12 protein-coding genes are annotated in these 14,534 nt (G+C 67.4%); 11 read left to right on the top strand and 1 reads right to left on the bottom strand.

All coding sequences use genetic code 11. The features are described from left to right. Positions 1-7: 7 nt before the first annotated feature. The 6 genes from mtrA to secA all read left to right on the top strand — a co-directional run bounded on the left by mtrA (position 8) and on the right by secA (position 8,859). Positions 8-685, top strand: a complete 678-nt coding sequence (mtrA, locus tag ACFTWF_RS30310) for an MtrAB system response regulator MtrA (RefSeq protein WP_005240059.1) — start codon at positions 8-10, stop codon at positions 683-685. Next, positions 682-2,460 carry an MtrAB system histidine kinase MtrB gene (gene mtrB / locus ACFTWF_RS30305; protein ID WP_378464800.1) on the top strand — a complete coding sequence of 593 codons (1,779 nt, stop codon included), beginning with the start codon at positions 682-684 and terminating at the stop codon, positions 2,458-2,460. The genes mtrA and mtrB overlap by 4 nt, the downstream gene beginning before the upstream one ends. Beyond that, a complete protein-coding gene (gene lpqB / locus ACFTWF_RS30300; RefSeq protein WP_378464799.1) occupies positions 2,457-4,244 on the top strand; it encodes an MtrAB system accessory lipoprotein LpqB in 1,788 nt (595 codons plus the stop codon). The genes mtrB and lpqB overlap by 4 nt, the downstream gene beginning before the upstream one ends. Before the next feature lie 46 nt (positions 4,245-4,290). After that, entirely contained in the window at positions 4,291-4,989 is a 699-nt protein-coding gene (locus ACFTWF_RS30295; RefSeq protein WP_378464798.1) for a ComF family protein, read from the top strand. A 171-nt stretch (positions 4,990-5,160) separates the two neighbouring features. Then, positions 5,161-5,838: a ribosome hibernation-promoting factor, HPF/YfiA family gene (gene hpf / locus ACFTWF_RS30290; RefSeq protein WP_378464797.1), complete on the top strand. Its 678-nt coding sequence runs from the start codon at positions 5,161-5,163 to the stop codon at positions 5,836-5,838. Positions 5,839-5,988: 150 nt separating this feature from the next. Next, a complete protein-coding gene (secA, locus tag ACFTWF_RS30285; protein ID WP_378464796.1) occupies positions 5,989-8,859 on the top strand; it encodes a preprotein translocase subunit SecA in 2,871 nt (956 codons plus the stop codon). Between the two features lie 9 nt (positions 8,860-8,868). Here the strand turns inward: secA and ACFTWF_RS30280 are convergent, their stop codons facing one another. Next, positions 8,869-9,393, bottom strand: a complete 525-nt coding sequence (locus tag ACFTWF_RS30280; RefSeq protein ID WP_378464795.1) for an Rv3235 family protein — start codon at positions 9,391-9,393, stop codon at positions 8,869-8,871. 105 nt (positions 9,394-9,498) lie between these two features. On the opposite strand from ACFTWF_RS30280, the gene ACFTWF_RS30275 reads away from it, so the two are divergent. From ACFTWF_RS30275 to ACFTWF_RS30255, 5 genes are all read left to right on the top strand, one after another. Next, complete coding sequence (locus ACFTWF_RS30275) at positions 9,499-9,936, top strand: HAD-IA family hydrolase (protein WP_378464794.1); 438 nt, start codon at positions 9,499-9,501, stop codon at positions 9,934-9,936. After that, positions 9,930-11,354 (top strand): wax ester/triacylglycerol synthase family O-acyltransferase, encoded by a 1,425-nt coding sequence (locus ACFTWF_RS30270; RefSeq protein WP_378464793.1) that lies wholly within the window; start codon positions 9,930-9,932, stop codon positions 11,352-11,354. Before ACFTWF_RS30275 ends, ACFTWF_RS30270 begins: the two co-directional genes overlap by 7 nt. Positions 11,355-11,384: 30 nt before the next feature. Beyond that, positions 11,385-11,897: a DUF6912 family protein gene (locus ACFTWF_RS30265; RefSeq protein ID WP_378464792.1), complete on the top strand. Its 513-nt coding sequence runs from the start codon at positions 11,385-11,387 to the stop codon at positions 11,895-11,897. 92 nt (positions 11,898-11,989) lie between these two features. Then, a complete protein-coding gene (locus ACFTWF_RS30260) occupies positions 11,990-13,105 on the top strand; it encodes a ferredoxin reductase (protein ID WP_378464791.1) in 1,116 nt (371 codons plus the stop codon). A 62-nt stretch (positions 13,106-13,167) separates the two neighbouring features. Then, positions 13,168-14,424, top strand: coding sequence for a fatty acid desaturase family protein (locus ACFTWF_RS30255; RefSeq protein ID WP_378464790.1), 1,257 nt, complete (start codon positions 13,168-13,170; stop codon positions 14,422-14,424). The last annotated feature ends 110 nt before the right edge of the window (positions 14,425-14,534 follow it).

The raw sequence follows: 14,534 nt of genomic DNA, 5'->3' as shown, positions 1-14,534 counted from the left end.
TAGGGACATGAAGCCAAGGATTCTGGTTGTCGACGACGACACTGCGCTCGCGGAGATGCTCACGATCGTGCTCCGCGGCGAGGGATTCGACCCGTATGTGGTGGGGGACGGGACCCAGGCGCTCACCGCGGTCCGGGAGACACGCCCGGACCTGGTGCTGCTCGACCTGATGCTGCCCGGCATGAACGGCATCGACGTGTGCCGCGTCCTGCGGGCCGATTCCGGTGTCCCCATCGTGATGTTGACCGCGAAGACGGACACCGTCGACGTGGTCCTGGGGTTGGAATCCGGCGCGGACGACTACATCATGAAGCCCTTCAAGCCGAAGGAGCTCGTGGCGCGCGTCCGGGCTCGGCTCCGCCGCACCGAGGACGAGCCGGCCGAGCTGCTCAGCATCGCCGACATCGTCATCGACGTTCCCGCCCACAAGGTGAGCCGGGGCGAAGAACTGATCTCCCTCACCCCCCTCGAGTTCGACCTCCTGGTGGCCCTGGCGCGGAAGCCCCGTCAGGTATTCACCCGTGAGGTACTCCTCGAGCAGGTGTGGGGTTACCGACACGCAGCCGACACCCGCCTGGTCAACGTGCACGTTCAGCGTCTGCGGGCCAAGGTCGAGACTGATCCCGAGAATCCCGAAGTGGTTTTGACGGTCAGGGGGGTCGGCTACAAGGCCGGACCGCCGTGACAGGTGTTTCCCGATGGCGGCGTCGTGTCAACCGACGCGTTTCGCCGATCCTTCGGTGGGGTCACTCACTGAGCAATACCCTCGCGCACACGTGGCGTCGTTCGCTGCAGCTGAGGGTCGTCGTCTCGACGCTGACGTTGTCGCTGATCGTCATCGTCGTGCTCGGCGTGGTGCTCACGAGCCAGATCACCGACCGTCTGCTCGAAACCAAGATCAACGCGGCCACCGAGGAGATGGACCGTGCCCGCAGCACCGTCGAGGGGCAGCTGGCCGGTGCGGACGACAGTAGTTCGCCCACCACCCAGCTCGACGGCGCGCGGGCCGCGCTGACCAACCGCGAACCCGACGCCGGGCAGGCGTCGGGTTCGGCGGGGACGTTCGACCCGGTGCTGATCGTGCCCGGCGACGGCCCGCGCGCGCCGACGTCGAGTGGTCCGGCGGACCAGATCCCGGAATCGCTGCGCGCGTTCGTCCAGGCCGGGCAGGTGGCGTACCAGTTCGCCACCGTCAACGATCCCGAAGGCTATTCGGGCCCCGCGCTGATCGTCGGCAGCCCGACCGCGTCGGCCATCTCCACACTCGAGCTGTATCTCGTGTTCCCGCTGGCCAGTGAGGACCGGAGCCTGTCGCTCGTCCGCGGCACCCTGCTGGTGGGCGGTGCGGTGCTCGCGGTGCTGCTCGCGGCCATAGCGCTCCTCGTCGCCCGGCAGGTGGTCCTGCCCATCCGGTCGGCGTCGCGGATCGCGGTGCGTTTCGCCGATGGCCGGTTGAAGGAACGCATGCCCGTCCGTGGTGAGGACGACATGGCCCGGTTGGCGATGTCGTTCAACGAGATGGCGGAGAGCCTGTCCAAGCAGATCACCCAGCTCGAGGAATTCGGAAATCTGCAGAAGCGGTTCACCTCCGACGTGAGCCACGAACTGCGGACCCCGCTGACCACGGTGCGCATGGCGGCCGACCTGATCCACGACGGCAGTGACGATCTCGATCCCGTGCTCCGGCGGTCGTCGGAACTGCTGGTCGCGGAACTCGACCGGTTCGAAGGTCTCCTGGCCGACCTTCTCGAGATCAGCAGGCACGACGCCGGTGTCGCGGAACTGGCCGCCGAGCAACTCGACGTCCGGATGTGTGCGCGGGCGGCGATCTCGACCGTGCGCCATCTCGCGCGGGAGAGCGGGACCGAACTGATCGTCGACCTGCCCGACGAGGCAGTGATGGCCGAGGTGGACCCTCGCCGGGTGGAACGGATCCTGCGCAACCTCCTGGCCAACGCGATCGATCACGGAGAAGGCAAACCGGTGCTGCTGCGACTGCGCGCCGACGACAGCGCCACGGCGTTCATCGTGCGCGACCAGGGTGTCGGACTGCGGCCGGGCGAGGAGAAGTTGGTGTTCAACAGGTTCTGGCGGTCCGATCCGTCGCGGGTGCGACGGTCGGGCGGTACCGGCCTCGGTCTCGCGATCAGTGTGGAGGACGCGAATCTTCACGACGGCAAACTCGAGGCGTGGGGGGAACCGGGCCACGGCGCCTGCTTCCGGCTGACGTTGCCCCGGGTGCGGGGCCGCAAGGTCGTGACGAGTCCGCTGCCGCTGAAACCGGGAACCGCGAAATATGTTCAAGGACAGCCGGTCCCGGGCGACTCGACGCTACCGGTGCGCAACGAGAGCACGCAGGCGTCGGCCGACGAGTCCCGCACGCTTCCGCAGCAGCGGGAGCGGGAGCGGGCGCACGTCGGCGATCGTGAGGGTTCGCAGCTGCCGGAGCAGGAGCTGTGACGCCCCGGCGGACCGTCTTGGTGTCGCGGTCGGTGTGCGGTGCGATCGTGCTGGCGGCGCTCGTGGCGGTCGGTGGCTGCGCGAGCCTCCCGGATTCCTCGACGCCGCAGGCGATCGGCACGATCAACCGGGATTCGCCGGGATCGAGTGTGGCGGCCCCGGCGCCGGGTCGTGAGCCCGACCTGTTGCTGCGCGACTTCTTCAAGGCCAGCACGGACCCGACCGACCGGCATCTGTCGGCCCGCCAGTTCCTCACCGCGGGGGTCTCCGGCAGCTGGGACGACGCGGCCAGCGCGACCATCGTCGACAAGGTCGACGTCCTGCCGGAGACACGGTCCGCCGACAAGGCGACGTACACGATCCGCGCCAACAAGGTGGGGCAGCTCGAGCCCGGCGGACTGTACGTCGCGGAGGAGGGCAGCTTCGAGACGAAGATCAGCCTCGAACTCCTCGACGGCGAGTGGCGGATCTCCGAACTCCCGGCCGGCGTGATCCTGGACCGGGCGCAGTTCCTGAACACGTACCAGCGCAAATCGCTGTACTTCCTCGACCCTGCCGGGACGACGGTGGTACCGGATCCGCGATGGGTGTCGGGCCCGCAGGACCAGATGGCGTCACAGCTGATCAGCCTGCTGATCGACGGGCCGAAGGCGGCCCTGGCCCCCGCCGTGCGCAACGAACTCGCCGGTGTGTCGGTGCGCGGCCCGATCACGAAGGCCGACGGCCGCACCGCGCAGGTCGGTGTGGGGCTCGGCGGGATCCGGATCGACTTCACCGGGGTGCCGCCGATGGACGAACAGGCGAAGCAACTGTTCGCGGCGCAGGTGATCTGGACACTGGCCAATGCGGAGATCTCGGGACCCTACGTTCTGCTCGCCGACGGTGAGCCGTTCGACGAGCGGTTCCCGAACGGGTGGACCACCGCCGACGTCGCGTCGATGAATCCGTTCGCGACATCGAGTGCGACCGTCGGACTGCACGCGCTGCGGGAGGGTTCGCTGGTGAGCGTCACCGAGACCGGGGTCACGCCGGTCCCCGGCTACTTCGGTTCCGCCCGCAACATGCGCTCGCTCGCGCTGTCGCAGGACGGGAAGCTGGTCGCCGCCGTCGCGGACACCGGTCGTCCCGCGCCGGAACCCGCGAGTTCCCTGATGGTCGGCGCCTACGAGGACGGGGCCGCCTCGGTGCTCGAGGGCGGCGCGATCACCCGCCCCACTTGGGCCCCCGACAACTCGGCGATCTGGGCTGCGGTCAACGGCAACACGGTCATTCGCGTGCTGCGCGAACCCGGCACCGGCCGGACGTCGGTGGTCAACGTGGACGCCGGGGCCGTCACCGCGCTGGGCACGACGATCACGGAGTTGCGGCTGTCCCGGGACGGGGTGCGGGCGGCGCTGATCGTGGACGGGAAGGTCTATCTGGCCATCGTGACGCAGATGCCCGGCGGCGAGTACGCGCTGACGAATCCGCGAGCGGTCGCGATCGGCCTGGGGAGCCCGGCGCTCTCCCTCGACTGGAGCACGAGCGACACGATCGTCGTCGCGCGTGCCGCCTCCGACATCCCGGTGGTGCAGGTGGCCGTCGACGGTTCGCGAATGGACGCGCTGCCGAGCCGCAACCTGACCGCACCGGTGGTCGCGGTGGACGCGTCGACGACCACGGAGTTCGTCGCCGACTCGCGAGCGGTCTTCCAGTTGAACAACAACGATCCGGCGGGGGACCGCTACTGGCGGGAGGTTCCCGGTCTGACGGGAGTGAAGGCCATCCCGATCCTGCCCGGCTGACGCCGTCGGAGGGCGGGCTGTCGGTGCGGTCCCGGATACTGCCCGCATGCCTGTGCTGCCTGGCGTTCGGAGCCTGCTCGACCTGATCCTGCCGGCCGAGTGCGGCGGGTGCGGGATGCCGGGCACGCAATGGTGTGTCCGCTGCGCCGCGGAGCTGGCGGACGATCCCGTGCTGCTTCGGCCCCGCGTGGATCCTGGTGTCGACGTGTGGGCGCTCGGGCCCTATTCGGGTCCACGCCGGCGAGCGGTGATCGCCGCGAAGGAACGGGGCCGCCGCGATCTCGCAGTGCCGCTCGGAGCCGCCCTGGCGGGCGCGGTGGGCCGTCTGCAGCAGTGGGGTGAACTCGACCCACCGGACGTCGCGCCGGTGGTTCTCGTGCCGGCTCCGACGCGGCCCCGGGCCGCCCGCGCCCGCGGCGGTGACCCCGTCACCCGGATCGCCGTCGCGGCGGTGGGGGCGCGGCGCGTGTGCCCTGCCCTCGTCATGCGGCGTGGCGTGCGCGATTCCGTCGGATTGAGCGCCGATCAACGTCGAGTAAACCTCGAGGGTGGCGTCCGGCTGACGCGCAGCGGTGCAGGATTCGCCCGCCACATCTCCTCGGAAATAACTGCGCTGCAGCGTGTCTCGGTGCTTCTTGTGGACGACGTGTCCACCACCGGCGCGACCGCCGCCGAGTCGGTTCGGGTGCTGTCGCGAGTGGGTATCCGAGTAGGTGCGGTTGTCGTCGTGGCGGGTGTTGGATGAAATTCTGCCGAACAGTGGCACTCACGCGAGTTACGTACTAGCGTCGCGGACACACCCGAAATCACAGGTAGGAGGTGAAACTTCGAACCTGGTGCCGGGCGGACCCCCTTCCGGCATTGCTCAAACTCGCCGCCGCCCACCAAGGGGCGGGGCCGTAATCGGGAGGTACGAGTGACGACCCCTTCGCAAGCCTCGGTTTTCGTCGACGACCGCACTACGGACGCAACAGAGAAGACGGATACCCCCCACGCCGAGATCGTCGTCAAGGGACGCAACGTCGAGGTACCCGACCACTTCCGCGTGTACGTCTCCGAGAAGCTGTCGCGCCTCGAGCGCTTCGATCCCTCCATATTCCTGTTCGATGTCGAACTTCAACACGAACCCAATCGACGCCAGAGGAAAAGTTGCCAGCGCGTCGAGATCACTGCCCGAGGCAAGGGGCCGGTAGCCCGAGCCGAGGCATCCGCCGACAGTTTCTACGCAGCGTTCGAGTCGGTGACCGCCAAGCTCGAGAGCAGGCTCCGCCGCACCAAGGATCGGAAGAAGGTTCACTACGGGGAAAAGACCCCGGTGTCGGTGGCGGAGGCCACCGCCGCACTCGCCGAGGACGAGAGTCTCGGTATCAGTCCCGACATCTCCCTGGACGGTCAGGTGTCGGAAGAGCACACACCGGGTCATGTCGTGCGTACCAAGGAACACACGGCCACGCCGATGACCATCGACGACGCGCTGTACGAGATGGAGCTGGTAGGACACGATTTCTTCCTGTTCCACGACAAGGAGTCGGACAAGGCGTCCGTCGTCTACCGGCGGCACGCGTTCGACTACGGATTGATACGCCTGGCGTGATGTAGTCCGTTCCGTTCGACGATCCGAGCGGTCGGTCTACTCGTCCGATCGCGGAAGCGCCTACCATGGAATCCGGCCGGGGTTCTCGGACCTCCGGCCGGATTTTGTGTGTCACCCATCCACTGCCGAAGATTGAGGACGAACAAGACTGTGCCGTCGCTGTCGCTATCGAAGCTGCTCCGTGTTGGTGAAGGTCGCATGGTCAAGCGGCTCAAGCACATCGCCGACCACGTTTCCTCGCTGTCACCCGAGGTCGAAGACCTGACCGACGAGCAGCTGCGCGCGAAGACCGAGGAGTTCCGCGCCCGCTACCGGGACGGCGAGACGCTCGACGAATTGCTGCCCGAGGCGTTCGCGGTCGCCCGCGAGGCGTCCTGGCGGGTCATCGACCAGCGCCACTTCCACGTGCAGATCATGGGCGGCGCGGCCCTGCACTTCGGCAACATCGCCGAGATGAAGACCGGTGAGGGCAAGACCCTGACCTGCGTGTTGCCCGCCTACCTCAATGCGATCGCCGGCGACGGCGTGCACGTCGTGACGGTGAACGACTACCTCGCCAAGCGCGACTCCGAGTGGATGGGTCGCGTCCACCGCTTCCTCGGCCTCGACACCAGCGTGATCCTGTCCGGGATGTCACCCGCGGAGCGCCGCGCCGCGTATGCGGCCGACATCACATACGGCACCAACAACGAGTTCGGGTTCGACTACCTGCGCGACAACATGACGCATTCCCTGGACGACCTCGTCCAGCGCGGTCACAACTTCGCCGTCGTCGACGAGGTCGACTCCATCCTCATCGACGAGGCCCGGACACCCCTCATCATCTCCGGCCCCGCCGACGCCTCGAGCAAGTGGTACGCGGAGTTCGCGCGCATCGCGCCGCTGCTCAAGCGGGACGTGCACTACGAGGTCGACATCCGCAAGCGCACCATCGGCGTCCACGAGGCCGGTGTCGAACTGGTCGAGGATCAGCTCGGCATCGACAACCTGTACGAGGCCGCCAACTCGCCCCTCGTGAGCTACCTGAACAACGCCATCAAGGCCAAGGAGCTCTACACGAAGGACAAGGACTACATCGTCCGCGACGGCGAAGTGATCATCGTCGACGAATTCACCGGTCGCGTCCTCGTCGGCCGCCGGTACAACGAGGGCATGCACCAGGCGATCGAGGCCAAGGAGAAGGTCGAGATCAAGGCCGAGAACCAGACCCTCGCCACGATCACGCTGCAGAACTACTTCCGCCTGTACGACAAGCTGTCGGGCATGACGGGTACGGCCGAGACCGAGGCCGCCGAGTTGCACCAGATCTACAACCTCGGCGTCATCCCGATCCCCACCAACCGGCCGATGGTGCGCGTCGACAACGGCGACCTGATCTACAAGACCGAGGAAGCCAAGTTCGATGCGGTCGTCGACGACGTCGTCGAGCGCCATCAGAACGGCCAGCCCGTCCTGATCGGCACCACCAGCGTCGAGCGGTCCGAGTACCTGTCCAAGCAGTTCACCAAGCGCGGCGTGGCCCACAACGTGCTGAATGCGAAGTTTCACGAGCAGGAAGCCCAGATCATCGCGGAGGCCGGCCGATCCGGTGCGGTCACCGTGGCGACCAACATGGCCGGCCGCGGCACCGACGTCGTGCTGGGCGGCAACCCCGACATCATCGCGGACATCGCGCTGCGCAAGCAGGGACTCGACCCGGTGCACACACCGGAGGACTACGAGGCGGCGTGGGACGACGTCCTCGACCAGGTCAAGGCCGAGGTGAAGGCCGACGCGGACAAGGTCCGCGAGGCCGGCGGGCTGTACGTGCTCGGCACGGAGCGGCACGAGTCCCGGCGTATCGACAACCAGTTGCGCGGCCGGTCCGGGCGTCAGGGCGACCCCGGCGAGTCGCGGTTCTACCTGTCGCTCGGGGACGAATTGATGCGGCGGTTCAACGGCGCGGCGCTCGAGTCGATCATGACCCGGCTCAACCTGCCCGACGACGTCCCCATCGAGGCGAAGATGGTCTCGAAGGCGATCAAGAGCGCGCAGACGCAGGTCGAGCAGCAGAACTTCGAGATCCGTAAGAACGTCCTCAAGTACGACGAGGTGATGAACCAGCAGCGCACGGTCATCTACAACGAGCGCCGCCAGATCCTCGAAGGCAAGGACATGGAGGGCCAGGTCGAGAAGATGATCACCGACGTGGTCACCGCCTACGTCGACGGAGCCACCGCCGAGGGGTACGTCGAGGACTGGGATCTCGAACAGCTGTGGACGGCGCTCCGGACGTTGTACCCGGTCGGCATCGACTACAAGGAACTGGTCGGCGACAGCGACGAGGGCGACACGAAGGACATCACCGCCGAGGAGCTGCGCGAGACCCTGCTGAAGGACGCACACGAGGCGTACACCCGCCGGGAAGCCGAGATCGACGGTGTGGCCGGCGAGGGATCCATGCGTGAGCTGGAACGCCGCGTCCTGCTCAGCGTGCTCGACCGCAAGTGGCGCGAACACCTCTACGAGATGGACTACCTCAAGGAGGGCATCGGTCTGCGGGCGATGGCCCAACGCGATCCGCTCGTCGAATACCAGCGCGAGGGCTTCGACATGTTCGGCGGCATGCTGGAAGGGCTGAAGGAGGAGTCGGTCGGATTCCTGTTCAACCTTCAGGTCGAGGCCGCGGCACCGCAGGCGGCGCCGGCTCCGGGTATCAGCGTCACCGCGTCGTCCGCCGCGGCAACGGCGTCGGCCGCTCCCGCTCCGGCCCCGCCGCGTCCGCTGCCCACCCAGGAAGCAGCACAGCAGGCGCAGGGCACGGCCGCGCCGTCCGCCCTCCGCGCCAAGGGTCTGGACGACGGCGAGCCGCGCGGGCTCACCTACTCCGGGCCCGCCGAGGACGGCAACGCCCAGCTCAGCCGCCGTGGAGCGGCCGAGTCGGACGATGCCGCCGACGCCGGAACCCGCCGCCAGCGGCGCGAGGCCGCGCGGTCGCAGTCGAAGGGCAAGAAGGCTCCGCGGACCAAGCGCAAGCGCTGACCTCCCGGATCAGCCGACCACCATCGAGGTGACGGTCCAGCCCGTGTCGGACGCTCGTTCGACACGGGCTGCGATCACGAAGACCCGGGGACCCCGGCCGTAGGTGCCGAACGCCTCGTACGCCCCGGGCTCCACCGCGCGCAGATGCACGCGGACGAGCGTCGCGACGCCGAGTCGCCTGCCCGGGGAATCCGCCAGCGCGAGCGTGCGCACGACGTCGATCAGCGGCGGTGACACCAGCGGCCGCAGGTGCCGCACGTTGCGGCGTCGATCCAGAACTTCGAGGACTAGCCGAAACGCCTGCTCCGTGAAGCGATGGACATCGCGCGGGGGAAGCGGTGCCGTGTCCGGCGGCGCCGCCGGAGATCGCGGCGACGCCCCCGAATGGGGCGACGGACGGTGCCGACCGCGACCCGGTGCGTGGCGCCCACCCGCAGGCGCGTCCGGGCCTGCCGGCAGCGGCGGTGCGGGAACGTCGCGGGCGGCCGGCTCGAAGTGCGGCACCCGTGACAGGAACGTGTAGGACTCACTCATTTCTTACCCCCCGGTTTCGGCATGAGACGGCCGTCGTAGCGGTCATACTCGCACGGATCCCGTCGTCGTGTCGCCGAACCGGGGAGCGGACCCTAGGGTGGGGACGTGCGGGGATTGATATTGGACTTCGGCGGCGTTCTGGCGGGCCCCGGTTCGGACATGGACGGCCTGTCGTCCGTCCTTGCCGGTGCCCGGAACCGTGGTGTGCGCACCGCAATCCTCAGCAACGATCCCGGAGGGCCCGCCGCGCAGTGGCTGCGGGAACTCGGCGACGGCCGGTTCGTCGACCGCGTCGTACTGTCCGGGGACGTCGGTGTCGCCAAACCTGATCCGCGGATCTACCGGCTGACCGCCGACGCGCTCGGTCTGGCCCCGGGGGACTGTATCTTCGTCGACGACCTGCCGGTCAATGTCCGAGGCGCGGTGGCGGCCGGGATGGTCGGGGTTCACCACGTCGACGGCGCGGCCACCGCGGACGAGATAGCGATACTTCTCGACGTGGATCGAGACGGGATGCAAGGGGGACAGGCGCCGACATGGTGACGAGACTGACTACGCAGGACGCGTCGTTCTACTTCCTCGAGGCGAGCAGCACGCCGATGCACGTGGGTTCGCTCGCGATCTTCCGGAAACCGCGAAACGGGTTGTCCTACGAGGAATTACTCAGCCTCGTCGAGGAACGGCTGAGTCTGGTGCCGCGCTACCGCCAGAAGGTGCGGGAGGTGGCGCTGGGGCTGTCGCGTCCGGTGTGGGTGGACGATCAGGACTTCGACATCGAGTACCACGTCCGTCGGTCGGCGCTGCCGAAACCCGGATCGGATGCCCAGTTGCACGACCTGGTCGCACGGCTCACGTCGCGCCCGCTCGACAACACGCGCCCGCTGTGGGAGATGTATCTGGTGGAGGGGCTGTCGAACAACCGTTTCGCCATCTTCACGAAGTCTCATTCGTCGCTCGTCGACGGCGAGACGGCGCTCGAGATCGGGCAGGTGATCCTGGACCCGGCGAAGACCCGGCGGCCGATGGCCGAGGAGTTGTGGATGCCGAGCCCCGCGCCCAGCGAGTCCACGCTCATTGCCGGTGCGCTCGCGGAGATGGTGTCGCGGCCGGGCGAGGGACTGGCGGCGCTGCGGGTGACGTTGGGTGACATGGCCTCGGCGGTGGGTGAGACCGTGCGCGCGGTCGGCAAACTCGCCGCGGTGGTGCGCACCGCCACGCAGGTGGCGCCGGCGAGTCCGCTCAACGCGACCATTTCCCGAAACCGGCGCTTCGCCGTGGTCAAGACCGAATTGGGCGATTACCGGAAGATCCGCGCGCAGTACGGGTGCGAGGTCAACGACGTCATCCTCGCCGTCGTGTCGGGGGCGATGCGGTACTGGTTGCTGTCCCGCGGCGAACCGGTGGCCGAGTCCACGACGGTCCGGGCGATGGTCCCGATGTCGGTGTACGCGACGGACCCGGAGGATGCCGAGGAGGCGTCGCGTCGCGGCGAGTGGGCGGATCCGCGGAGCATGGTGTCCTCGTTCCTCATCGACCTTCCGGTGGGGGAACCGAATGCCGTGGTGCGACTTTCGCACGTGGCACACGCGATGGAAGCCCACGCGAAGCAGAGTCAGCGGGTCACAGCGGAGACCCTGGTGCGGTTGTCGGGTTTCGCACCGGCCACGCTGCACGCGATGAGTGCCCGGGTGGCGAGCAGCTTCTCGCAGCGGATGTTCAATCTGATGATCACCAACGCACCGGGTCCGCAGCTGCCGCTGTACGTCGGGGGAGCGCGGATGCTCGAGATGTATCCGGTGTCGCCGCTGCTGAAAAACCAGACTTTGAGCATTGCGCTGACGTCCTACGACGGCAACGTCTATTACGGTTTGAATGCAGACCGTGACGCCATGGCCGACGTGGACGTGGTGGCGGCGCTGCTGTACGAATCTCTCGAGGAGTTGTTGGATGCCAGCCGGTGAGAAGTCCGCGGTGCGAATGACGGGTGTCGCATGACGAGGGTGTACGTTCCCGCGACGATCGAGATCCTCCAGCAGCTCGTGGCCGACCAGGAATTCGACCCGATGAGCCGTACCGCCTTCGCCGTCACCGCCACCCTCCGTGAGGCGTACTCGTCGGGAGACGACGACGAACTGGCCGAGGTCGCGATGGCGGAAGCCGCCCGGGCCTCGCTCCGTCTGATCGCGGGCCGGGTCGCGGAGGGCGGAACCGACGGTGTCCGCTTCCGGCGCGCCGTGATCGCCGCGGACGTGGACGACGTGACGCCGCGGCCGGATCTCGACGACGCGGTGGTGCGGCTGCCGGCTCCTGTGACGATCGGCCGGGTTGCGTCGGTGCATGTGGATCTCGCGGAGGCGGAACCCGACATCGAGCGGGCCGTGTCGGCGATCGACGAGGCCGATCTGGGCGATCCGGATGCGGAGTTCGTCCTCGGTGACGCGGAGGATCATGTTCTGGCGTGGTACGCCACCCAGGAGCTTCCGTTCCTTCTCGAACTGCTCTGACCGGGCGCGTCCTCTTACCTCGGGGTAACCTACGGTACCGTAACTTGAGAACCTACGGTAGCGTAGGTGATGACGGAAAAGGTGGAGGTCGGATGGGTCTGAAGGATTGGATCGAGGCGCCCGCAGCAGCGGTCGTGCCCGCCAAGCGGTCCAAGCTCAATTGGTTGCGCGGCGCGGCTGCCCGGTTCACGACGCCGTTGCTGCCCGACGACTACCTGCACCTGGCCAACCCGCTGTGGTCGGCCCGCGAACTGCGTGGGCAGATCCTCGAGGTGCGCGCCGAGACGGCCGATTCGGCCACGATCGTCATCAAGCCGGGCTGGGGATTCGACTTCGACTACGAGCCGGGCCAGTACATCGGCATCGGCCTGCACGTCGACGGTCGCTGGCACTGGCGTTCGTACTCGCTCACATCGCCGCCGAACTGGGACGACAAGCTCATCTCGATCGCGGTCAAGGCGATGCCCGAAGGGTTCCTGTCGAGTCACCTCGTCAACGGTGTGCCGTCGGGCACGATCGTGCGGCTCGCGACCCCCACCGGCAACTTCGCGCTGCCCGACCCGCCGCCGCAGCGGATCCTGTTCCTCACCGCCGGAAGCGGTATCACCCCCGTCATGGCGATGCTCCGGACGATGAACCGCCGCGGTCAACTCCCGGACGTTTTCCATGTCCACTCCGCGCCGACCGACGCCGACGTGATGTTCGCCGACGAGCTCACCCAGCTCCACGAAGAGCACGACGACTTCCGGTGCAAGATCCAGCTCACCCGCAGCCAGGGCAAGTTCGCGCTGTCCTCGCTCGACGAGGTGTGTCCCGACTGGCGTGAACGTCAGACGTGGGCGTGCGGGCCACTGCCGATGCTCGACGAGATCGAGACGCTGTGGCGCGACGAGAACATCGAGGACAAGCTGCACCTCGAGCGGTTCGCCGTCTCCCGGGCCGATACGTCGGGCGAGGGTGGAACGGTGACGTTCGCCAAGGCCGACAAGACCGTCACCATCGACGGCGCCACCACGCTCCTCGAGGCAGGGGAGCAGGTCGGTGCGCTGATGCCGTTCGGATGCCGGATGGGTATCTGTCAGACCTGTGTCGTGCCGATCCTCGCCGGGCACGCCATCGACCTGAGGTCCGGCAAGCAGCATGCCGAAGGTGACCGAGTCCAGACGTGCATCTCCGCGGCGGCAGGGGACTGCACGCTCGACGCGTGAGCGTGAGCGTGTTGTTCACCTGACTCCGCTATTCTCGGACTCTCACCAGACGGAGGAGCACGGTGGCGATCACCGACATCAAAGAGTTCGCGCATCTGACCGAAGCGGACATCGAATCGCTCGGGCGTGAGTTGGATGCGATCCGGCTCGACGTGGAGGATTCGCGAGGCGTCCGCGACGCCCGCTACATCCGCCGGGCCATCCGGGCTCAGCGATTGCTCGAGCTCGGTGGCCGGCTCGCGTTGTTCGGGAGCCGGTACCGGCCGGCGTGGGTCGCGGGCACCGCCATGCTCTCCCTCTCGAAGATCATCGAGAACATGGAGCTCGGCCACAACGTGATGCACGGCCAGTGGGACTGGATGAACGATCCGGAGATCCATTCCATGTCGTGGGAGTGGGATCAGACGGGTCCCTCGGAACACTGGAAGCGGGCTCACAACTACTCCCACCACACGTTCACCAACATCGTGGGGATGGACTCCGACGTCGGTTTCGGAATTCTGCGGATGACCCGCGACGAGGAGTGGCGGCCGATCAATCTGCTGCAGCCCTTCGCGAACATCATCCTCGCCGCCACGTTCGAGTGGGGGATCGCGCTCCACGACCTCACCTTCGCGGCCGAACTCGAGGGCGCGGAGAAGGGTCAGCTCAATTCCCAGGCCAACAAGGATTTCGCCCGCAAAATCTTCCGGCAGGTCGGCAAGGATTTCTTCTTGTTCCCGCTGCTCGCGGGCCCGGCCTGGAAGTCGACGCTGTCGGCGAACACCGCGGCCAACCTCGTCCGGAATCTGTGGGCGTACGTCGTGATCTTCTGCGGCCACTTCCCGGACGGTGCCGAGAAGTTCACCGTCGCGGAGTACGAGAACGAGACCCGTCACGAGTGGTATCTCCGGCAGATGCTGGGCAGCGCCAATTTCGATTCCGGCAAGATCATGGGCTTCATGAGCGGCAACCTCAGCTACCAGATCGAGCACCATCTGTTCCCGGACCTGCCCAGCAACCGGTATCCGGAGATCGCCGTGAAGGTGCGGGCGCTGTGCGAGAAGTACGACCTGCCGTACACCACGGGTTCGCTCGCGAAGCAGTACCTGCTGGCTCTGCGCACGATCCACAAGCTCGCGCTGCCCGATCGCTTCCTGCGGGCGACGGCCGACGACGCCCCCGAGACGTCGTCGGAGCGCAAGTTCCGCGACGCCCGCGATGCGGGTGCGGCGATGGTCGAGACGCTGCGCACGGACCCCGTCACGGGACAGCGCCGGGGTCTGCTGTCGGCGCTGCGCGCCCGCGCCGAGGCCAAGATTCCTCGCCGCCGTCGGTGATTTCACTCACACCTACACTCAGGTAACCTACGGTGTCGTAACTTACGGTACGGTAGGTCAAGTCAGCGCCTATCGGGTGTGAACTGTCGACCCAGCCAGGAGGAGGTCCC

It is taken from the genome of Rhodococcus sp. NPDC056960 (genome assembly GCF_042674125.1).
GTDB lineage: Bacteria > Actinomycetota > Actinomycetes > Mycobacteriales > Mycobacteriaceae > Rhodococcus_F.
The sequence above is the reverse complement of the archived record's forward strand: the minus strand, read 5'-3'. Positions and strand labels throughout refer to the sequence as shown.

Bases quoted from the DNA above. Each gene is read 5' to 3' on its own strand.
- mtrA (WP_005240059.1), top strand. From the start codon at position 8: ATGAAGCCAAGGATTCTGGTTGTCGACGACGACACTGCGCTCGCGGAG.
- ACFTWF_RS30295 (WP_378464798.1), top strand. From the start codon at position 4,291: ATGCCTGTGCTGCCTGGCGTTCGGAGCCTGCTCGACCTGATCCTGCCG.
- ACFTWF_RS30280 (WP_378464795.1), bottom strand. From the start codon at position 9,393: ATGAGTGAGTCCTACACGTTCCTGTCACGGGTGCCGCACTTCGAGCCG.
- ACFTWF_RS30270 (WP_378464793.1), top strand. From the start codon at position 9,930: ATGGTGACGAGACTGACTACGCAGGACGCGTCGTTCTACTTCCTCGAG.
- ACFTWF_RS30265 (WP_378464792.1), top strand. From the start codon at position 11,385: ATGACGAGGGTGTACGTTCCCGCGACGATCGAGATCCTCCAGCAGCTC.
- ACFTWF_RS30260 (WP_378464791.1), top strand. From the start codon at position 11,990: ATGGGTCTGAAGGATTGGATCGAGGCGCCCGCAGCAGCGGTCGTGCCC.